The sequence below is a fragment of the Natronorubrum daqingense genome (genome assembly GCF_001971705.1).
GTDB lineage: Archaea > Halobacteriota > Halobacteria > Halobacteriales > Natrialbaceae > Natronorubrum > Natronorubrum daqingense.
In genome coordinates this window covers 1,290,294-1,311,298 of sequence record NZ_CP019327.1, presented here as the reverse complement: position 1 = coordinate 1,311,298, position 21,005 = coordinate 1,290,294, and the positions used below count along the sequence as shown (strand labels likewise).

The following is a 21,005-nucleotide window of genomic DNA, read 5'->3' as shown; positions in this document are numbered from 1 at the left end:
CCCCGTGACTACCATGCTCCGGGCCGTCGTCTTCGACCTCGACTACACGCTCGCCGTTCCATCACGGACTCGCGAGATGATTCTCCAGGACGCGACGGCAGAAGCCGGCGCACCGGAATTGAGCCGCGAGGCCTACCTCGAGGCCCACGGCGAGAACCTCACCCGCGAGACGCGCGAGCCAATTTTTGCCGACTTGCTCGAGGATCGAGAGACGGACGCCGACCCTGCGACCCTCGCGAAGACGTACCGAGAAACGATCGCCGAATCGCTCGAGGCCTTGCCGGGCGTCGAGGCCATGCTCGAGGACCTCACTGAGGAGTACCGCGTCGGCTTGCTCACGAACGGGCCGGTCCGCGCCCAACGCGACAAACTCGAGACGCTCGGTTGGGAGGACGCCTTCGACGCGGCCCTCGTGACGGGCGAACTCGAGGCCGGCAAGCCCGACCCGCGCGCGTTCGAGGCGATCACGACCGAACTCGACGTCGACCCGGCAGAAGCGCTCTACGTCGGCGACGACGTCGAAGCCGACGTCGCCGGCGGGACGAACGCCGGATTGTCGGTCGTGCAAGTCCTCCTCGAGGACGGCCCGGGCAAGGACCCCCGCGCCGACGCGGCCGTCGAGCAATCCGCAATCGCCGACTCGCTTCCCGAGGTCGTTGCCTCGCTCGAGCGCCGCGTCGGGGTATCGAGCGACGCGTCGAATCGGTGAGTTCGTCGCTCGAACGACCGACCTGCCCGTCTCCAACGCTCGCCGTCCGCGATCGAATTGTCGTTACGGTAGAAATCCACGGGTTTTGTCTGCGTACTCACCGATCCGAACGGAGTCTACTGGCGGAAGTTACTGGTCGATTTCTTCGTGAACCGACTCGCCTTCGCCGGTTTTCGATTCCCACTCCCACTCATCCTCGACTCTCACCCGGCCGTCCTCGAGCAGTTCGACATCGCCGACGGAGTGACCAGTTGCGGTTTCGCCGTCCGCGTGTAGTTGCGTGTATCGAACGTCCCACTGCTCCCCGTCGAACGTTCCGACCAAGTGTCCGTCCACGATATTCCCGCCGGAATAATTGGCGTACAGTCGGTCTCCAGTCTGCTCGAAGTGAAAGACCGTGTCTGCCCCAACTTCTCCGGCGTCGTCGTTTGCGACGCCCGCGAGTGTTCGTCCGTCCAGCGAGAGGTCCGTCTGCATACATCGCCTGCCCTCGCTGCCCGGTTAACACTACCGGCATCAGGTGCTGCGCTCGTTATCGATCCGGAACCATGCCGAGGTACTCGTCGGCGATTCGGCGGTCTTCCTCGTCGATTCCCAGCAGGTACAGCGTGGCGAGGAACGCACCGACGCCGAGCGCGCCGCCGCCGATCGCGAGGATGAGCCCATCGAACGAGAGGTGGAGACTGTACATGACGACGCTGGCGACGGCGGCGGCGGCGATCGGTTTCCAGATCTCGAGGGAGTACGCGAACAGTCCCTCGAGGTACCAGACCTGGAGCACCCGGAGGGCGTTCAACGAGGCCAGCGTGCCGGCCGTCGCCATCGCCGCGCCGATGAGTCCGAACTCGAGGATGAAGACGTAGTTGAGTCCGACGTTGGCGAGACCGAAGACGAAGTGATTGCCCATCACGACGTACTGGTGATCAGTCATCATGAGCACGTCGTTCGCGGGGCCGGCGGCGGCGTTGAACAACTGTGCGGCGACGAACAGCGCGATGACGGCCGTTCCGGCGACGAACTCGGGGCCGAAAATCGCGAGCACCTCCGTTCGGTAGATGAAAAGCGGCAGCGCGACGATAACGGAGGCCGTGATGGACCAGCGTGTCACGGTCGCGTAGATCGACTGGAGGGTGTCGTACTCCTCGTTCGCGTAGAGACGGGAGGCGACGGGCGGGAAGAACTGGTTGAATCCGGCGAGGGGCATCGCGATGACGCCAGCCAGGAGCACGGCGATGTTGTAGATACCGACGTCGGCCGAGGCGAGAAAGATCCCGACCATGAACACGTCGACGCGTTTGAACAGAAACGAAGCGGCCTGCGAGAGCGTCAGCGGCGCGGAGAAGTTGTAGAACTCCTTGACCTCCTCCTTCGAGTAGCCCGCGGCGGGCCGGAGGTCGGCGCGAACCAGCGAGTACGAAATCGCGAATAGCGCGGCCATGATCGCCGCGACGGAGAACGCCGCGGCGACGCCCAGCAGCGAGTAGCCGACGACGATCGCGGCGGCGATCGCGATCAACTGCAGCGCCGGCCCGACGACCATGATGACCGTCTTTTCGGGTGGGCGCTCGAGGCCGCGCATCGTGCTCGCGGCGACCTGCGTCAACGCCTGAAACGGCAGGGCGATCGCGAACGCCTGCATGGCCGTGGTGAACAGCGCCTCCTCGAGCGTGTAGGCGTTGATGGTCGGGGCGGCGACGAAGAGCGCGGCGGCGACGACGCCGCTGATCGCGAGCGTCGTCAGGTATGCCAGGCCGAGCATTCGCTGCTGGTAGGCCGTGTCGTCCTTGTTCGCGGAGAGATAGCGGGTGATCGAGATGTCCGAGCCGAGGTTCGCGAACGGCAACACCGCGGCGAGGATCATGGTCCCGTACGCGTAGATACCGTAGACGCTCGCCCCGAGCACGCGAGTTAACAGGAGGTTCAACAGGAAGCCGACGATGTTGACGACGATGGTACCGAGGTAGTATAGCGAGGCACCGTCGGCGACCGATCGGAGGTCCGAGAGTCCACGAGAGGAGTCTTCCGTCATCGTTGGCTCGATTCCCGAACGACGCCTATAGTAGTGGGCCGGTTACTCGGTGTCGAGTGAGGAACTGTCGAGAACGCGACGAGTGAGCGCCGGACGGTTACCCAGCGTGACAGTCGTCTCCTCGGTACCGAATTTTCGGCGGAGGAGAGGCTAACAGCCCCGTCAAGCCGCGAGAGTACCATCGAATCACCGGTGAATTCGTGAGTAACAGGTCCGTAACAATGAGTGCGTTCGTGAACAGACCGGGCATGCGAAACGTCGTGTTGCTCTGTCTCGATTCCGTTCGGAAGGACACGTTCGACGACTGCGCCGCCCGCGTCTCCGAACGATCCGATCTGACGTTCGAGCAGTGCCGAGCCGCGAGTTCCTGGAGCGCCCCCAGTTACGCGAGCATGATGACGGGGAAACTCCCGCACGAACACGGCGTTCACACGCACGACACCCACGTAACCGGGATCGATCGCGAGGAGACGCTCCTCGGCGACCTCGAGTCACATCGCGCGCTGGGCGTCAGCACGAACGTCTTCGCCGGGTCGGCCTACGGCTTCGACGCGTTTTTCGACGAGTTCGTCGATATTACGGAAGCCTATCGATACCCCGACGGACTGGACCCCGTCGCCGTCCGCAGCGACACCGAGCGGACGGGTGTAGGTGCCTACCTCGAGTACCTCCGGCGGTCACTGACTCACGATCACCCGGGAGCCAGTCTGGCGAACGGAGCCGTCGGCTTCCTCGACGCCCTCTCCGAGACCGCACCGATTCCGAAGCTGTTCGACGACGGGGCGAGCGCCGTCACCCGAACCTCGCGGTCGCTGATCGACGACACCGAGGGCCCCTTCTTCCTCTTCGGGTCGTTCATGGAAGCCCACACGCCGCTGCGCCACGTCAGGGGCTTCGATCGGTCGCTTCACCCGGCGTCAAACACGTTCACGACCGCCGAGCACACCGTCTGGGAGCTGATGGAGTCGGCCGACGAGCACCGCGAGTTCCTCGAGACGCGCCGGGAGCTCTACGGGGCGTCCATCGAGTACCTCGACCGAACGATCGACGCCTTCCTCGAGTGGATCCACGCGGAGACGAGCCGCGAGACGACGGTCGTCGTGACGGCCGACCACGGCGAGAACCAGGGCTACGACTTCGAAGACGGACTCGTCCGACACAAGAGCAGCCTCTCGGAGGGACTGGTACACGTCCCGCTGCTCGTCAGCAACCCGCCCGAGGGCTACCCGGAGACCGAAGACCGCTACGTCTCACACCTCGAGCTTCGCTCGCTGCTCGCGGCGATGGCTCGAGACGAGGTCGTCGATCCGACGAGCGACCGCGTCGTCGCCGAACACGTCGGCATGAGCGCCGGACCCGAACCGCCGGACCGAACGGAGCACTGGGACCGGCTGATGCGGGCGGCCTACGACGGCTCGACGAAATACGTCTGGGACTCCCAGGGCGGCCGCGAGGAGTACGAACTCGACCGGGACCGGCCGGGCTGGCAGCGGCGCGTCGACGACGCGACCCTCCCGGAGTGGGCGACGGAGCGCTTCGCCGTCGACGCCTACGAATACAAGCGACGGGCGCTCGCCGAGGCGGCCGACAGCACGACCGACGGCGTCGACGAGGGCGTTCAGGACAGACTCGAGAAACTCGGTTACGTCTGAGCGACGGTCCGATTCGAGGGCCGTCGTCACTGGCGTAACAGCGTCGTCGCCACTCGAGTAGCGATGTCGTACCGATCGTTTCTCCCTGACTAACAAAGCGGATCTGGCGGTTCGCGACACCTATGGCCGTTGGCTCGCTCCTCCCCGATCGCTACTCGCTCGAGAACGTCGAGAAAGTCGCCCGAAATCCGCGACTCCTCAAAAAGGAACTGTTCACGCTCGGCTTGGGGGTGAACGCTCGAGCGAGCCGACTTCAGTCGGCCCGCGCCGGACGAACGGACGGTATCGACATGATCGCCGCCGACTGGGACAACCTGCTCATCCTCGATGGCTGTCGCTACGACATGTTCGCTGCCCAGTCCGATCTCGAGGGAACCCTGTCCCGAAAGCGCTCGCTGGGCAGCGATAGCTGGGAGTTCATGGAGACGAACTTCGAGGGCCGGTCGCTCCACGACACCGTCTACGTCACGGCGAATCCACACGTCTACGAACTCGAGGACGACGTCTTCCACGCGACCGTCGACTTGCTCGAGCGAGGCTGGGACGAGGAGACGCGGACGGTTCGCCCGGAAACGGTCGTCGAGGAGGCGATCGCCGCCCACGAACGCTATCCGGACAAGCGACTGATCGTCCACTTCATGCAACCACACTTCCCCTTCATCGGCCCGACCGGCCGGCGATTCTCGCACATGGGCCTCGAGCACCACCTCGACGACGAGGAACGCTCGAGCGCGCCGAACCCCTGGTTCGGACTCGTCCACGAACAGGATATCGACATCGAGACGGTGGTCGCGGCCTACCGCGAAAACCTCGACCTCACCTTACCACACGTCGAGACACTCGTCGAAAAACTCGACGGCAAGAGCGTCGTCACCGCCGATCACGGCAACTTGATCGGCGAGCGCGGGTTCCCGATTCCGATTCGCCTCTACGGCCACCCGCGCGGGCTCCACATGGACCAGTTACTCGCCGTGCCGTGGCTCGAGGCCGAGCACACCGACCGACGGAAAATCGTCGCCGAACCGCCAGTCGAATCGGTCGACGAGACGAACGCCGACGACGACGTGGTCGAGGACCGACTCAGCGCGCTGGGGTACGTGTAGACCAAATGGGGTGCGGGTTCGCTCCGAGACTCTCACTCCGTCTCGAGCAGGTGCGTTTCGTTACTCGGCCGGTTCTTCCGCGTCAACCTGGCGGCGCAGCCACTCGAGGCCGAGGGCGCTGCCGACGATACCCGCGCCGGTGGTGAAGCCGGGGACGCTATCGTCGTCGTCCCCGTTTTCGTCCGAGTCGTCTTCGGCATCTTCGCTTCCGTCGTCGGCCTCGTCGTCGACGCCGTCGGAATCGTCCGAATCGTCCGAATCGTCGTCGGGTTCGTGATCGTCGGTTCCGTCGTTGTCGCTCTCGTCGTCGGACCCGTCGGAGTCATCGTCCGCGTCGGAATCATCGTCGTCGGAATCATCGTCGTCGGAATCATCGTCGTCGGAATCATCGTCGTCGGAATCATCGTCGTCGGAATCTCCATCCTCGGAGTCGTCCTCGCCGGAGTCTGGTTCCTCCGAATCGCCCTCGTCCGGATCGTCGTCAGAGTCGTCCTCGTCCGAATCGTCCTCATCCGAACCACCATCGCCGTCGTCTGATCCATCGTCGTCGTCTGATCCATCCTCACCTGAATCGCCGTCATCGTCTGACCCGTCCTCATCCGAATCACCGTCGTCGTCCGAATCGCCGTCGTCGGACGGCCGAAGCGCAACGAGCACGTTGTCAGAGCCATCGTCCGGCTCGGATCGAACGTACACCGTCTCCTCGGTGAGCGTCGGTGCACGACTCCCCGTATCCCGACTGTCGAACTCCATCTCAACCGTCCACTGCTCGTCGCCGGTTTCGATGTCGAACCCGACGAGTTCGGTCCCCTCCGATGGGGGCCGACCCGCCTTGATTGCGACCACCGTCTCTCCGACGATCGACGCCGGGCCCCACTGCATGGTACCGCCGCTCACACGCCACAGTTCCTCCCCCGAATGGTCGGAGGCCGTGAATCGATAGTCGAGCGTGCTGATCCACGCCTCATCGCCGACGGCGGGCTCGAGTTCGGTTCGGCCCTCGCCGGTTTGTTCTCCTGTTTCCGCGTCGAGGATCGGGCCGCCAGTGCCGCCGCCGCTCGCGTCGCGAACGGCGTAGATCAATCCGTCGTTCGCCATCAGTCCGCCGAAGGTCGGGAACTGCGAATCCGAATCAACCGTCGGCAGCCACGTCCACACCGTTTCCCCCGTTTCGGGGTCGAAAGCGACGAGGCCGTTCTCGTCCTCACCGTTTTCGTTGGCCGTCCTCGCGTGGACGAGGTGGTCCGAGGCCGCGACTGCGGCCGCCGTGTGCTCTTGTGGATCGGACTCGTCGTCGGTCTCCATCTCGACGGTCTCGCGCTCCCAGACGAGATCGCCGCTGTCGGGCTCGAGCGCGTAGAGCGTTCCCTCGTCAATCGCGAGAACAGCCCCGTGGGCGACGATCGGCGACGACGCACCCCGTTCAACGGTCCACTCGACCTCGCCGGAGTCGGCGTTGAGCGCCGTTAACTGGTCGCCGCCGACGTAGACGCCGTTGCCGGCGACCGCGGGCGTCGTCATCGCATCCGTGTCGTCGACAGCGGCCGTCCACTCGACGGAGCCGTCCTCGTCGTCGAGCGCGTGGATTTCCTCGCCGGTATTCAGGTAGACCGTCCCGTCGACGACGGCGAGTGGCCCGTCCTCCTCGTACTCCCAGGCGACGGTATCCGGCTTCTCGAACTCACCGTCGGCGGGCACGTATCCGGCCTTACCCGGACCGCCGCGGTGAGACGACCAGCCATCTGGCATCTCGAGTCCGTCCGTCGTTTCGTCGGTTTCGGCCCCGACACCCCCTGCCGAGGTGAGAAGTCCACCAGTTGTGAGCGCTGTCCCCGTCACCAGCACGGATCTGCGGTTCCAATTCGACATATCTACGCTCTGGATGTCTATCTCTGGTAACTATTTGATCGATAATGTGAATTGAAAATGTCAGAACTGTTTTGATCGGTGAAAGACAGTTCCGCTTTCGAAGTATTTCGGATAGACAGTAGCCAACATCCTATCAAAATCTATACATAAGAGTGGGCTAGTAAGAGAGTAGTGGCTCTCACTCAGACAGCGAGCGCGTAACGGCCTGGACGACGTCCGACCCCCGCTTCGTCGCCGCGCCGCTCTCGAGAAAGACGAGCGTTCGCGGCGGCTCCGTCGCCTTGGGTCGGACGCGTAACTCGAGGTCGGTGGCCGTTTCGGCGGCGACATCCTGCCCGACCTCGAACTCGAGTCGTGCGCGGTCCTCGTGGACGAACACCCGCGCGATTCGCTCGTCGGAGACCGTCACATCGTAGGCTCGCGCGCCGTCGGCTGTCGGCTCGACGTCCCCGTCGGCGTTGGTGACGCGAGTCGACTCGAGCGTGCCGTCTTCGCGGCCGTCGAGTTCGGACGCGAGCAGTTCGGCGATCCGGCGGCCGTCGGTGATTCGCGTTTCGACCATAGAAACGGATGGGGCTGTGGGGATTAACGCCCTTCGGCTTCCGCGTCCTCGGCCTGGAGCGACGACCGTGCAACGGGTGCCAGCTCGCTCACGTCGATCCCTTCCCGCCGGGCGTAGACGACCGCTGCGGTCTCGATCGTCACACCGAGTTCTTGCTGGAGTGTGTTGATCGCGCCGACGGCCTCGTGTTTCTCGACGCCCTCCGCAACGAGAGTATCGAGAACGCGTTCGAACGGCGAGCGCTCTCTGAGCAGGTCGTCGTCCGGCGAAAACTCCTCCGGCACCGTCACCGAAGACGGGTCGAACGTCGCCTCGAGTCCGTCATCCGTGTGCTCGAGGAGCCCCTCACGCGTCGCGACGTCGAGCAATCGCTTCGATTGGTCGGGGGAGAACCAGTCTCGATCGAGCGAGAGCGCCACGACGAACTCGTTTTCCTGCAAACACTGCGTGCCGTTCTGAATGAACGGGGCGGCGACGGCGACCCGGAGGCTCATGAACAGTGTTCGCTCGAACGACGAGATAACGGTGGCGGTCTTCGACCGACGGCCGCCGGGCGAGCCACGCTCGCCGTCACGCCACGCGCGAGACGGGTGGACAGTGACATGTTGGATGAAACGTGCTCTGATCGGTAGGTGGTCGGCTACACTGGGGGTAGCCGGCTGAGAGGCGGCGCAAAGGGAGTTGACAGATTACAACTCAGCGTCGACGGTCGCCTCGGCGTCGACGTCCGCCTGCGGGTCCGCGGCGTCAGTTCCGTCACTGGCCATCTTCTCGAGATCACCGACGCGGCGTCGTGCCGACTCGCGGATTTCCTCGAGCACCCGGATCGTCCACCGCGACTGTTCGAGGGAGACGGGGACCTCGCCGTCTCCCTCGATAGCCTCGACGAACTCGCCGATAATCGCGCTGTGTGAGTCCGTCTTCGCCTCGGTTTCCCAACTGTCGTCGAAGCGCGAGACGGCGACGGATTTCGCGTTCTCGAGCGTGCTGCGCAGTTGGGCCGCCGAGAGGTCGAATCCTTTCTTCGATCGGGTGACGACCGAGTTGGTGTACTCCTCGTCGATCTGGTAGATCGACTGATTAATCTCGTCGAGGATCACCGATTGCTCCGAGCCGGTGACGACGTGGAGTCGCTGGGAGAGCGTTCCCGAGAGCATCGTGACGTTGCAGAGTGCCCCATCTCGAGAGACGTACTGGACCTGTGCCTGGTCGTAGCTGAAGTCGTCGTCGTACTCACGCGAGAGCACCGTCTGGGCGGAGAGGTCTGCCTCACTGGCAGGGAGACCACCGATGCCGAGCAGCGAGTAGATCGGGTGGGGGAGGCCCTCCTCGAACTCGCCTCCCGGCAGTTCGAATACCCAGGAACCTCGGTTGACCATATCCGGCGGCGTGAGGCCGGCGTAGAGCGTGTTGACCGACCTGATCTCTCCGAGTTCACCGTCGTCGATCATCCGACGAACCTTCCGGACGGCGGGGTAAAAGAGGTGGTTGTGAATTACTGTCGCCGGGACATCGTGTTCCGTCGCGAGTTCCTCGAGTTTCTCGACCTCCTCGGCGGTGACGGTCGAGGGCTTCTCGATGACGACGGCGACGCCCGCCTCGATCGCTCGCTTCGCGATTTCGAAGTGAGTCTGAACCGGCGTACAAACGTGCACACAGTCGAGTTCGTCGAGCAGTTCAGTGTAGTCAGTGACGGCCATCGTCCCGAACTCCCGCGCCCGTTCCCGGGCCCGTTGTTCGTCGAGATCACAAACTGCCACGAGTTCCATATCGGGATGTTTGCGAACGCCTGCGAGGTGTGAACGCGATACGGTTCCTGCCCCAACGACTGCGGTTTGAACGACCATATGAGAGCAGACTAGTCAACACACATTAGTTTCGAATAGATTATATTGAGAACGTAGCGGTGACATGAAGCGGACGTATAGTATAGACCACCTATATTTGCCGACAGTCAGCCTCGAGGAACGGTATCGGTACCGTTAAAGAGAAGATCGACATTCATTGGGGCCGATAGTCTGTCGATTTCTCAGTCCGACGCTCTTCCGCCGCCGTTTCGATTCGCTCGAGACGGTGGCGGAAACTCGTTCGCGGCTGGTTTGGGCGTTTCGGGGAGGACACAGCGGTCGGGTTCGTGGTTGACGTGTCGATAGCGACCGGGTTCGTTCGCGAGTGGGTGTGCCGGGTTTTGGTCGCTATCGATGCGTGCGGCACGGACTTCGCCGAAGCCGTTGAGCCGTGCCTGAATGCCCCGCCAGTGATAGCGAGTGGCGGGTGGCACGGAGACCGGACGCGGCGGTTTCCCGTCCGGATGGTTCCTCGCGAGGATCGTGCTGTTGACGTTGCTGGCGAGGGCGTCGTGGTCGATGAGGACGCCGACGCGTGCGTCTCGAGGCGCACGGGCTGCCAGCACGTCGAGACCGAGGTGGAGTGCACGATACTCGGCGACGTTGTTGTCGGGCGGTGAATCCATGGTCGCAACGCGGGCGACGCGGGTGCCGTCGCGTGTTTCGATTACGGCGCCCAGCCCACCGCCCGATTTCCGGAAGGACCCGTCGGTAGCGACGTAGAAGTCACGATGATGGGTCCGTGGCGGGTGGGCGATGTGGGGTGTGGGCGACTCGTCGAACAGGTCCCGCAGTGCGGACCGGCCGTGAGCGGCCATGAAGGCGACTATGGGATTTGCGCCCTTAACTATTCTGCCCATGACATCTGTTGACACGAATTGTCGGCGAGTGCACGGGTCGAAGAATATGGTACGGAACGTATACTAAACTATTGTCGAGATGGACACATGCGGATCATGTCACTGGAACAAACGAACATCTGAACCAGTATTTCACCGAATCCTATTTGTGTCATCATACCTATATATTGTCGTGTCCTATGTTTCCTTATGGCATGGGTGCCACACGAGAATTCAACACGACGGTCGTTTCTGACAGCCGTTGGCGCAACGTCTGTAGTCGCAGTCGCTGGTTGTCTCGGCGAGGAGGGGGAAGACACCGACGAACTGGTCATCACACAGGGTGAGTTCGTCGAAAACACCGACCCGAACGATCACAACGCGACACCGTACTACAACGTCTTCGATCAGGTCTACGAGCCGATGTTCGAGGTGACGGAAGACGGTGAAATCGAAGAACGCGTCGTCACGGAGTGGAGCCACCCCGACGACGGGGTTGTCGAACTCGAGCTCAGAGACGACGTCGTCTTTCACAACGGGGAGGACCTCACCGCGAGCGACGTCGCCTACACGTTGCGGCGACAGGTCGACGAAGACGTCGGCTTCGCGAGCGACCAGGTGGCCGGTCTCACGACCGTCACCGGCGCGGAAGCCGAGGACGACACCACGGTGATCGTCGAACACGAGGGTTCGGAGTCGCTCGTCGAGTTCCAGCTCGCGAGCTTCTGTCGCGCCGTCAACGAAGAGTGGGTCGAAGACCAGGAGCAACCGATCGACGGCGACATGATGGGAACCGGTCCCTACGAACTCGAGGAGTACGAACCCGACGTGCAAGCCGTCTTCACGCGTTTCGACGACTACTGGGGCGACGAACCGGCGTACGAACGCGTGCGGATCAACGCGGCCGCCGAATCGAGTTCCCGCGTGGGCGCGGTCCAGACCGGCGAAAGCGACCTCGTCGTCAACGTGCCGCCGACGGACGTCGACGACGTCGACACCGACGACGGCATCGAGATTCGAAACGTCACCAGCAACCGAAACATCTTCCTGGTGATGAAAAACGAAATCGAACCCTTCGACAGTCAGGAGTTCCGGCAGGCGATGAATTACGCGGTCGACAACCAGGGAATCATCGACTCGATTCTCGGCCAGTTCGGCGAGCCGATGACTCAGCCCATTCCCGAGGGACTCTTCGGCTACAACCCGGACCTCGAGCCCTACGAACAGGATCAAAGTCAGGCCGAAGAACTGGTCGAAGAGAGCGGCTACGCGGGAGAGGAGATCACGCTCTACACGATGGAGGGACGATATCTCAACGACGCCGAGGTCGCCCAGACCGCGGCCGATCAGATCGACCAACTCGAGAACGTCGACTGTGATTTCGAAACCGTTCCGTTCGACGACGTCTCCGACGCGGCGGGAGAAGGGCCCGATTACGAGGAAATTCCCTTCTTCCTGCTCGGGTGGGGGAATCCGACCGGCGACGCCGACTACGGGCTCTCACCGTGGTTCACGAGCGGGGGCGGCCAGTTCAACTTCGCCGACGAGGACATCGAGGAGCAACTCCTCGAGAGCCAACAGATCGACGACGAGGACGAGCGAGAGGAGCAACTCCAGGACATCAACGAACAACTCAGAGAGGAGGCACCGTGGGTGTTCCTCCACCTAGAGGAGAGTATCTACGGCGTCCGCGACGATCTCGAGTGGGAGCCACGCGCCGACGAGAGCCTCTACGCGGAGGAGATGGGCTGACAGACGAGAACTGAACGGAAGAGAGGAGATCAAACGAGAGACGAGCTGACACCACTCGAGGGAGACTCCCTCACTCGAGCGAGCGACGGACTGATCGGAACCGGTCCGGCCGCAATCGACTGATCCGGCCGCAATCGCCCGATCCAGATCGCCCTCGGGACACCCGACACTGCCGTCTCGAGGGTCACGCTGGTTCGTCGACTTCGCCCGGTCGGCTCGAGGCACACTGACCGACAGCAACCACACTAACCCAGCCACACCACACTACACCACACTCGATGTCGTACGGAAAGTTCCTGGTCAAACGCATCCTGCAAGGGTTCGTCGTCATCTGGGGAGTCGTCACGGTCACGTTCGGGCTCCGAGCCGTCTCGCCCGGAGATCCGGTGAACCTGATCGTCGACCCCGCGGCCTCGCCGGAGCTACGCGAGCAGATTCGCGAGGATCTCGGGCTGAACGACCCGATTTACGTGCAGTACGTCGAGTACCTGCAAGGGCTCGTCGTCGGCGACCTCGGCTACTCCTACCAGTCGAGTCGGGAGGTTTCGACGATGGTTATCGAACGAGTCCCCGCCACGCTCGAGTTGGCGATCGCGGCAACCGTCGTCGCGGTCGTCATCGCGATTCCGTTGGGCGTGATCAGCGCGACGAGACGAAATCAGCCCTCCGATTACGGGGCGACGCTGTTCTCGCTGGTCGGGATCAGCACGCCGAACTTCTGGCTCGGGATCATGCTGATCCTCGTGTTGGCCGTCCAGTTCGGACTCTTCCCGACGGGGCAACGTCCGGTCGGGTTCGCCGACGCGATGCACTCCCTGATCACGACCGGCTACGCACACGACCTCGTGACGTGGCTGCGTCACATCACGCTTCCCGCGATCGCTCTCGGGACGTACTTCACGGCGTTGATCACCCGGCTCACCCGAAGCGGCATGATCGACGAACTGGGGAAGCCGTACGTGACAGCCACTGAGGCGAAGGGGCTGCCGGGCGTTTTGATCCGGTACAAGCACGTCCTGCGAAACACGATGATCCCGATCATCACCGTGCTCGGACTCCAACTCGGCACGCTGATCGGCGGCGCGGTCATCACCGAAACGGTCTTCTCCTGGCCCGGACTGGGCTTGCGGCTGATCAACGCCATTTACGCGCTCGACTGGCCGCTCATCCAGGGTATCATCATCTTCATCGGCGTCGGCTTCGTCGTGATCAACATCTTCGTCGACTCGCTGTACGCCTACCTCAACCCGCGGGTGGTCGACGAATGATCCCCGACCGACTCAAATCGAACCTGCGCCGGGAGTGGAACGAGAGCCTGCTCGCGAAGGTCGGTCTCGCGATTGCGATCGCGATCATCCTGCTGGCGCTGTTCGCACCAGTCCTCGCGACGCACAATCCGAACACGACCGGAAACTTCGACGAGCACGGCAACCCCTACCCGCCGATGGGCGTCGAACACGACACCCACATGTGGGAGGAGGGTGAGGACGGGCAAGAACGGGTGAGCTACACCGTCGAACCGAGCGACGAGCACTACCTCGGCACGAACAACATCGGGCAGGACGTGTTCTCGAGGGTCCTCTTCGGTGCCCGAACGTCGCTCCTCGTGGGCTTACTCGGAACGGGGTTAGCGACTGCGTTCGGCGTCCCCTTCGGCCTCGTCTCGGGCTACTACGGCGGTCGGATCGACGACGGCATGATGCGGATCGCGGACATCATGCTCGCGTTCCCGTCGCTCGTCCTCGCGATCGCGCTCATCGGCGTCTTCGGACCCAGCACGCAGTACATTCCCGACCCGATCGTGATGGCCGGCTTCGCGGAGGGGATGCCCGAGTACGCCGTTCTCCCGGGAACCGTCACGCTGGTCGTCGCCCTCGTCACGTGGGTCTGGTTCGCCCGCGTCGCTCGCGGCGAGGCCATGTCGATCCGCAACGAGGAGTACGTCAAAGCGGCGAAGAGCCTCGGTGCGCCCAATCGGACGATCCTGCTCAGGCACGTCCTGCCCAACAGCCTCACGCCGGTGATCGTACTCGCGACGATTCAGGTCGCCGCGATCATCCTCCTCGAGAGTTCGCTTTCGTACCTGGGATTCTCGGGGACGACGCTCTCGTGGGGCTACGAGATCCAACAGGGTCAGGACTACCTCGCGACCGCGTGGTGGATCGCGACGGTGCCGGGTATCGCGATCGTACTCGCCGTGATCAGCATCAACCTCCTGGGCGACTGGCTCCGGGATTCCCTCGACCCGAATATCGAGGGCGAGGGCGGAGGTGCCGGCTAACATGATAGAGAACGCGCCAGATACGCAGCAATCGGACGACTGGAGTACAGACGACATCCTCCGCGTCGAGGGCCTCTCGACGCGGTTCTTCACGGAACAGGGACAGGTAAACGCCGTCTCCGATCTCGACTTGCGGATCGAACGCGGCGAAATCGTCGGCATCGTCGGCGAGAGCGGCAGCGGCAAGAGCGTCACCGCGCGATCGATCGTCGACCTGATCGAGTCGCCGGGTCGGATCACCGACGGCGAAATCTGGTTCGACGAACCCGACCTGGCCGAGGCGGTCCGCGACGACCACCCCGACGCGGTCGACGGCGACTACGTCAATCTGCGAGCCGTGCCGGAACGAGTTCGAGATTCGTTGCGGGGCTCCGCGTTCAGCATGATCTTCCAGGATCCCGAGAGCAGTTTCAATCCGAGTCTCACCGTCGGCGAGCAACTCGCCGAGGCCGTCGAGGTCCAGCGCCGAGCGAGCGCGAATCCGCGTTCGACGCGCGCCAGAACCAACTCCGAGGCGTACTCGATGAGCAACTTCCTCCTCTCGACGGTGCTCCCCTCCCAGCGATACGTCAGCGAGTCGAGTCGCGAACGGGCCGTCGAACTGCTCGAGTTGGTCGGCATTCCCGACCCGATCGAACGAGCCGACGAGTACCCCCACGAGTACTCCGGCGGGATGCTCCAGCGGGCGATGATCGCGCAAGCGCTCGCCGGGGAGCCGGACGTGTTGATCGCCGACGAACCGACGACGGCACTCGACGTGACGATTCAGGCGCAGATTCTGGACTTGCTCGACGACCTGCAGGCGGAAACGGGGATGACCATCCTCCTCATCACGCACAACCTCGGCGTCGTCGCGCGGATGTGTGACCGGGTCGGCGTGATGTACGCCGGCGAAATCGTCGAGCGCGGCCACCTTACGGACGTCTTCGACGACCACGTCCACCCCTACACCGAGGGGCTGCTGGGATCGATTCCCGATCTGGAAGGAGTCGGCGGCCGCCTCGAGCCGATACCCGGAAACGTCCCGAGCCTGCTCGACCACGAGATGGCCGATCGCTGTCACTTCGCCGATCGCTGCCCGAAGGCGATGGACGAGTGTCTCGAGCACCCGCCGGAGTACGACGCAGCGGGGAGTGAGGAGCACGCAGCACGGTGTGTCTTGACCGAGATGGCCTACGACGAGTCACGAGCGCTTCCGGCGGACTACTTCGGGGAGACGACGGACGGAGCCCGGGACGAACGGCCGGAGGAATCGACCGAAGCCCAGCCGCCGGTCGAACAGCCGCCGCTCGAGGAGTCCGGAGGTGAAACGAAATGAGCATCGACGAGCCACTCGTCCGCGTCGAGGACCTCGAGAAGTACTTCTGGGAGAACGATTCGATCGTCGACCGACTGTTCGGCGACGAGGCGGTCCCGGTCCGGGCCGTCGACGGCGTGAGCCTCGATATCTACCGGGGAGAGACGCTCGGGCTCGTCGGCGAGTCCGGCTGTGGCAAGTCGACCGCGGGCGAGACCATCCTCAGACTGCAAGAGCCAACGGACGGACGCGTCGAGTTCGACGGCGAACCAGTCGCCGAACTGTCCGGAAGCGATCTCCAGGCGTTTCGCAGCGAGTCACAGATCGTCTTTCAGGACCCGTTCTCGAGTCTCGACCCGCGAATGACGGTCGGAAGCATCATCAGGCAACCACTCGACATCCACGGCGTGGGGACGACCGAGCAGCGACGCGAGCGAGTTCGTGAGTTACTCGAACGCGTCGGCCTCGCTGCGGATCAACTCGATCGGTATCCACACGAGTTCTCCGGTGGCCAGCGCCAGCGCATCGGCATCGCGCGTGCGCTCGCACTGGAACCCGACTTTATCGTGCTGGACGAACCGACATCGGCGCTCGACGTCTCGGTACAGGCACAGGTGTTGAACCTGCTCGACGATCTCCAGAACGAGTTCGACCTCACCTACTTGCTGATCAGTCACGATCTCTCCGTGATTCGCCACGTCTGTGACCGCGTCGCCGTGATGTACCTCGGCGAAATCGTCGAAGTCGGCCCCGTCGAGGCCCTCTTCGAGGATCCAAAACACCCCTACACCCAGGCGCTCCTCGAGAGCGTGCCTCGAGCCTCGACCGACGAACGAGAACGCGACCGAGAGACGCTCGCCGGAGACGTTCCCTCCCCGCGAGACCCGCCCAGCGGCTGTCGGTTCAGAACGCGGTGTCCGAACGTCATTCCGCCCGACGAACTCGACCTCGACCAGCAGGCCTACCGCGCCATTATGACCCTTCGCGAGCGAGTCGAACGTCGGGACATCTCCCTCGAGTCCGTCGGGGACGACGGCCAGTTCGATCCCACCTCGGGGGGGATTCCGGAGGAAGACATCCCCGAATTCGTCGAGACGCTCAGAACGCGACTGCTCGACACCGATTTGCCGCCTCGACACGACCGAATCGTCGACGAGGCGCTCGCCGAACTGGCCGACGAAAACTGGGACGAGGCGGCAACTCGATTGCGCGAGGCCTACGAAAGCGTCTGCGAACGGAAGCAACCGACACTCGAGAACGGAGACCACCCCGTCGCGTGTCACCTCTATACCGACGGTTCAGATCCGTTCGCGGAGACGAACCCGCAGTTGTGAGTCGTCTCGGTCCGAGCAATTGATGTGAGTCGTCGCTGTGTGAACGGTCCAGTCTGCGTGGATTGGAACGACGCCGAGTATCACTATGCCCACTCTCGAGTCTGCATGGATTTGCCCACCCTCGAGTTTCGGTGTGTTGGACAGAGCGGTGTGTTGGATAGAATTTATTTCCTGTGTGATTAGTAGAAATATTTTGCGGCCTCGTGAGTCGATATCCCCCACTATAGTGCTCGAGTCCGACGAAATAGTGCATCTGGGTGGTTGTCGGATTGGACAGGTCGACCAATCTGTGTTGGCCGTAGGTGTAATACCCACCAGTTCCTGGCCTCGGGTATGAACGAGACGTCTACAACTCGGATGGAAGCCGCCTGTTCGCTTCTGTCGGAACCCGAGCGACGATACGTATTGTATCAGTTGACAGACCGTCACGGTGCAAATATCGACGAAATTACCGACGGCATCGCCGCCTGGAAGTTCGACGCGGACCCGACGACGGTCGACGAGGCGCGCCGCCAGCAAATCTACATCTCGCTCGTTCACAATCACCTGCCGCGGCTGGCTGACTACGACATCGTCGACTACGACCTCCGCAGCGGCGACATCGTTCTCACTGAAGGGTTCGAGGACATCAAACCGCTGTTGACCCAGTTCAAACAGACCGAAGAAGATCCGAAGATTCGCGAACTGCCGTCGCTGTAAGCGGCCACTTTTCGACTCGATTGGCGGGGATGGCGTCTGGAGAACGTCGCCACTTCCTGTGAGCCTCGCCCGGATAGGGTACCTGTGGGTGGTCTGCAGGGGCGAACGATAACCGTCGTCTGAGCGGCCGAAGACGGACGAATCGAAACACGTAGAACGATACTCCGTCGATGTCCCGTGTGCGCAGATACCGGAACGCCCTCCTCTTCGTCACCCTCGCGGGAATCTGGGGCACCGCGTTCGTCGCCATCAGCGCGGGCCTCGAGCACTTTCCACCCGTTTTGTTCGCCGCCTTTCGCTACGATATTGCCGGCGTGCTCATGCTCGCCTACGCCATCTACGCCGTCGACGACTGGTATCCGACCCGTCGCGGTGAGTGGCTCCTCGTCGCCGTCGGTGCCACGCTCTTGATCGCGGCGTACCACGTCTTCTTGTTCGTCGGACAACAGCACACGACGGCAGCCGCGGCGGCCATCGTCGTGAGCCTCTCGCCCGTGTTGACCACCGGCTTCGCTCGAGTACTCACCCCGACGGATGCACTCTCGAGCGTCGGCATCGTGGGACTGGCCTTCGGACTCGTCGGCGTCGGCCTCGTCGCACGACCGGATCCAGAACAGCTGCTGACGACAGACGTCGTCGCGATTCTCTTGGTCTTCTGTGCCGCGACCGCGTTCGCCCTCGGCGGCGTGATCACCCGTTCGCTCGAGGCCACGCTCCCCATCGAAACGCTCGAGGCCTGGTCGATGCTCGGCGGCGCGTTCGTGATGCACGCCGTCAGTCTCGCGCTTGGCGAACCACTCGAGCCGACAGCGTGGACGCACCCCGAAGCACTCGGCGCACTCGGCTACCTGGCCCTGGTTGCGAGTGCGATCGGCTTTTTACTTTACTTCGACCTACTCGAGCGATTGGGTGCTGTCGAGATCAACATGGTCTCATACGTCGCCCCCGTCTTCGCCGCGCTCTTCGGCTGGCTGTATCTGGGCGAAGTCGTCGACGCCGCCACGGTCGTCGGCTTCGGATTCATCGCGGCAGGCTTCGTCCTCGTCAAACGAACGGCCATTCGAAGCGAGTTCGATCACCTCGTCCGTCGATTCTCGAGTGAATAACGGGATAGCACGTCAACTACTGCTGTCTGTGAACCCGTCCGACGTACAACGCGAGGAGATTGAGCGCGACGAGACCGAGAAAGAGCAAAAATTCGAACGACGTCGACAATCCGGTCACGAGCAACGGAACGTAGAATACGGGGAGAATAATGCCGCCCCAGAAGCCGGTCACCCGAATCGGCTTCGCGAGCGACGGCACGCGTTCTTCGAGCGCTCGGTGCGTCCGCTCGTCGTCCTCGAGTGTGCTGCGGGTCGGATCGGCGCGACTCTCACGTTCTGTGGGTGGGCTCGCCATTGCTTTGGGTGATACACCTCACAGAATCGACGCCAGCACATATACCAGTGCGAACGTTTGCCACAGACACGCTCAATTCATCCCACGTAGTTGCCCATTACCCGAACATCTTCGGCGAGGCTGGATTCCGTCCCCGAATCCGATGTCCACCGACAAACAGCCATTCCGAGGGAGAAGCCGCGAGTATGCACGTCGTAATCGACCATTGGAACGCTGAATCTGCGTGAATGTGAGCCGAATTCGGACACACACATCACTAGTCTGTCGTCACGGCTCACGAACCGACGTGCGTTCGCTCGAGCGGGCACCGAATCGTATCAAGAGTGGAAAATACGATTTCTCTATTCAGAGAGGAACGTGAAATATCGACCTGCTGAATAGAGCGCAGACGTACATCGTTTGACCCCTCTATTCAATCAGATTCAACCAATCGAGATTACAGGTCCGTAACGCTGTGAGAGTGACCGAGCGGCAGTGATTTTCTTTCGGGTCCTTCAGTAGGAGATTACCAACTGCTGGTACTAAACTTCGGGCTTGTCATACGTTCGGAAGAGGTCCTCTAGGCTTCTTCTGTGTCGTTGAACGTTGTCCACTCTGCTTCGGTCCCGAGAATATCTGCGAGTGAGATGACTACCGATTGCAGTTCGTTGATTTGTTGCTGTTGTTGTTCCACGAGATTTTGGAGTTCATCGGTCTGCGATTGAGTCTCGTCGTACTGTTGGGTGGTTTTGTCAAGTCTATCCGAGAATGTTTCCATCGCTTTTGAGAGATGCGAGATGTCTTCATCAGTCGCCAACCCATGTTCATGGGGATCAGCCAGCATCTCTCTATGTGTGACAATCGCGTCAGCAACGTTCTCACTCCCGTCTGGCAGCGTTATCGACAGAGGTTGCGTTTCGGGCGTGTCAGTCGCAGATGAAGTGTCGTCTGTCTCAGGGGATTGATTCTGTTTGACGCCTTGCGTGGATTCCTTCGAATCGCTACTCATATCTCTTGAGGGCTTCCCTACCCATATAAATTCTCGTCAGACACCAGCACACAAGGTAGTATGTTCATTGATATTTATATTTTGTAGGTGGTCTCCATTCAGCAGGCCCCCATTGTAACCCATAAGACTTCCGACATTTAGTGGTGCCTCTTCGACTACTGGTAGTGACCTGCGTGATGGGCGTCTTGTACGACAGATCTCATCGACAAGCTCACAAGCCACAAAGACGGACAAATAAGCAACAGTAGCATATGTGATAATTATCTTCGATGAATTAACCAACTCACTCATGGTTCCAGCGATGGGGTTCCAACTGGAGCAATTGACACATATGCGCTGTGTATCCATCAGGACCTTCCGAAGAAATACGCTGATTGGAAGGAACCCCAGCGGTCAATACGCACGCGTAGTTGTCGAATCGCCGAATTCAGTTTCAGGTGTGAGTTTGAACAAAGAAGCTGTGCGACGAGCGACTTGGACTGGAAACGAACGGAAGACGTGAATCGACGATGAACGGAGAGATGTGGTGACGGTCGAAGGGAATCAGCGGCGAACGGAGAACTTCACAGTGACGTCCAGACGACCTCAGTGGAGGAACCGAATCAGCTGAAAAAGGCGACCAATTTCGAAACCGACCAAAGCC

Annotated in this window: 19 protein-coding genes; 10 read left to right on the top strand and 9 right to left on the bottom strand. The window is 62.1% G+C overall.

The window, feature by feature from the left end; genetic code table 11:
- The first annotated feature begins 13 nt into the window (after positions 1 to 13).
- Positions 14 to 709: an HAD family hydrolase gene (locus tag BB347_RS06415; protein WP_076582099.1), complete on the top strand. Its 696-nt coding sequence runs from the start codon at positions 14 to 16 to the stop codon at positions 707 to 709.
- Positions 710 to 838: 129 nt separating this feature from the next.
- Here BB347_RS06415 and BB347_RS06410 read toward each other — a convergent pair whose 3' ends face one another.
- Positions 839 to 1,186 carry a hypothetical protein gene (locus tag BB347_RS06410; RefSeq protein WP_076582097.1) on the bottom strand — a complete coding sequence of 116 codons (348 nt, stop codon included), beginning with the start codon at positions 1,184 to 1,186 and terminating at the stop codon, positions 839 to 841.
- A gap of 55 nt (positions 1,187 to 1,241) precedes the next feature.
- Complete coding sequence (locus BB347_RS06405; protein ID WP_076582096.1) at positions 1,242 to 2,738, bottom strand: flippase; 1,497 nt, start codon at positions 2,736 to 2,738, stop codon at positions 1,242 to 1,244.
- Between the two features lie 221 nt (positions 2,739 to 2,959).
- Between BB347_RS06405 and BB347_RS06400 the strand changes: the two genes are divergently transcribed.
- Both BB347_RS06400 and BB347_RS06395 read left to right on the top strand, forming a co-directional pair.
- On the top strand, positions 2,960 to 4,390 hold the full coding sequence (locus BB347_RS06400) for a sulfatase-like hydrolase/transferase (protein WP_236995988.1): 1,431 nt from the start codon (positions 2,960 to 2,962) through the stop codon (positions 4,388 to 4,390).
- A gap of 122 nt (positions 4,391 to 4,512) precedes the next feature.
- Positions 4,513 to 5,493, top strand: a complete 981-nt coding sequence (locus tag BB347_RS06395; protein WP_076582094.1) for an alkaline phosphatase family protein — start codon at positions 4,513 to 4,515, stop codon at positions 5,491 to 5,493.
- 60 nt (positions 5,494 to 5,553) lie between these two features.
- Here the strand turns inward: BB347_RS06395 and BB347_RS18785 are convergent, their stop codons facing one another.
- The 5 genes from BB347_RS18785 to BB347_RS06360 form a co-directional block, all read right to left on the bottom strand.
- Positions 5,554 to 7,362, bottom strand: a complete 1,809-nt coding sequence (locus BB347_RS18785; RefSeq protein ID WP_083687754.1) for an outer membrane protein assembly factor BamB family protein — start codon at positions 7,360 to 7,362, stop codon at positions 5,554 to 5,556.
- A gap of 178 nt (positions 7,363 to 7,540) precedes the next feature.
- Positions 7,541 to 7,924 (bottom strand): hypothetical protein, encoded by a 384-nt coding sequence (locus BB347_RS06375; RefSeq protein WP_076582093.1) that lies wholly within the window; start codon positions 7,922 to 7,924, stop codon positions 7,541 to 7,543.
- A gap of 23 nt (positions 7,925 to 7,947) precedes the next feature.
- The gene (locus tag BB347_RS06370) at positions 7,948 to 8,418 is read right to left on the bottom strand and encodes a DUF2240 family protein (protein ID WP_076582091.1); all 471 of its coding nucleotides are present in this window, start codon (positions 8,416 to 8,418) and stop codon (positions 7,948 to 7,950) included.
- A gap of 195 nt (positions 8,419 to 8,613) precedes the next feature.
- Positions 8,614 to 9,771: a Gfo/Idh/MocA family protein gene (locus BB347_RS06365; RefSeq protein WP_076582090.1), complete on the bottom strand. Its 1,158-nt coding sequence runs from the start codon at positions 9,769 to 9,771 to the stop codon at positions 8,614 to 8,616.
- A 182-nt stretch (positions 9,772 to 9,953) separates the two neighbouring features.
- The gene (locus tag BB347_RS06360; protein ID WP_076582088.1) at positions 9,954 to 10,589 is read right to left on the bottom strand and encodes a ribonuclease H family protein; all 636 of its coding nucleotides are present in this window, start codon (positions 10,587 to 10,589) and stop codon (positions 9,954 to 9,956) included.
- Positions 10,590 to 10,820: 231 nt separating this feature from the next.
- Between BB347_RS06360 and BB347_RS06355 the strand changes: the two genes are divergently transcribed.
- The 7 genes from BB347_RS06355 (at position 10,821) to BB347_RS06325 (ending at position 19,079) form a co-directional block, all read left to right on the top strand.
- Positions 10,821 to 12,362, top strand: coding sequence for an ABC transporter substrate-binding protein (locus BB347_RS06355; RefSeq protein WP_076582087.1), 1,542 nt, complete (start codon positions 10,821 to 10,823; stop codon positions 12,360 to 12,362).
- 278 nt (positions 12,363 to 12,640) lie between these two features.
- Entirely contained in the window at positions 12,641 to 13,630 is a 990-nt protein-coding gene (locus BB347_RS06350; protein WP_076582085.1) for an ABC transporter permease, read from the top strand.
- On the top strand, positions 13,627 to 14,643 hold the full coding sequence (locus BB347_RS06345) for an ABC transporter permease (protein WP_076582083.1): 1,017 nt from the start codon (positions 13,627 to 13,629) through the stop codon (positions 14,641 to 14,643). The genes BB347_RS06350 and BB347_RS06345 overlap by 4 nt, the downstream gene beginning before the upstream one ends.
- A gap of 1 nt (position 14,644) precedes the next feature.
- Complete coding sequence (locus BB347_RS06340; RefSeq protein ID WP_076582081.1) at positions 14,645 to 15,961, top strand: ABC transporter ATP-binding protein; 1,317 nt, start codon at positions 14,645 to 14,647, stop codon at positions 15,959 to 15,961.
- Complete coding sequence (locus tag BB347_RS06335; RefSeq protein WP_076582080.1) at positions 15,958 to 17,274, top strand: ABC transporter ATP-binding protein; 1,317 nt, start codon at positions 15,958 to 15,960, stop codon at positions 17,272 to 17,274. Before BB347_RS06340 ends, BB347_RS06335 begins: the two co-directional genes overlap by 4 nt.
- A gap of 333 nt (positions 17,275 to 17,607) precedes the next feature.
- Positions 17,608 to 17,973 (top strand): DUF7344 domain-containing protein, encoded by a 366-nt coding sequence (locus BB347_RS06330; RefSeq protein WP_076582078.1) that lies wholly within the window; start codon positions 17,608 to 17,610, stop codon positions 17,971 to 17,973.
- 179 nt (positions 17,974 to 18,152) lie between these two features.
- The gene (locus BB347_RS06325; RefSeq protein ID WP_076582076.1) at positions 18,153 to 19,079 is read left to right on the top strand and encodes a DMT family transporter; all 927 of its coding nucleotides are present in this window, start codon (positions 18,153 to 18,155) and stop codon (positions 19,077 to 19,079) included.
- A 16-nt stretch (positions 19,080 to 19,095) separates the two neighbouring features.
- On the opposite strand, the gene BB347_RS06320 is transcribed toward BB347_RS06325, so the two are convergent.
- Together BB347_RS06320 and BB347_RS06315 are read right to left on the bottom strand one after the other, a co-directional pair.
- Positions 19,096 to 19,374 carry a hypothetical protein gene (locus BB347_RS06320; RefSeq protein WP_076582075.1) on the bottom strand — a complete coding sequence of 93 codons (279 nt, stop codon included), beginning with the start codon at positions 19,372 to 19,374 and terminating at the stop codon, positions 19,096 to 19,098.
- Between the two features lie 559 nt (positions 19,375 to 19,933).
- Positions 19,934 to 20,362, bottom strand: coding sequence for a hypothetical protein (locus BB347_RS06315; protein ID WP_076582073.1), 429 nt, complete (start codon positions 20,360 to 20,362; stop codon positions 19,934 to 19,936).
- Positions 20,363 to 21,005: the final 643 nt, after the last annotated feature.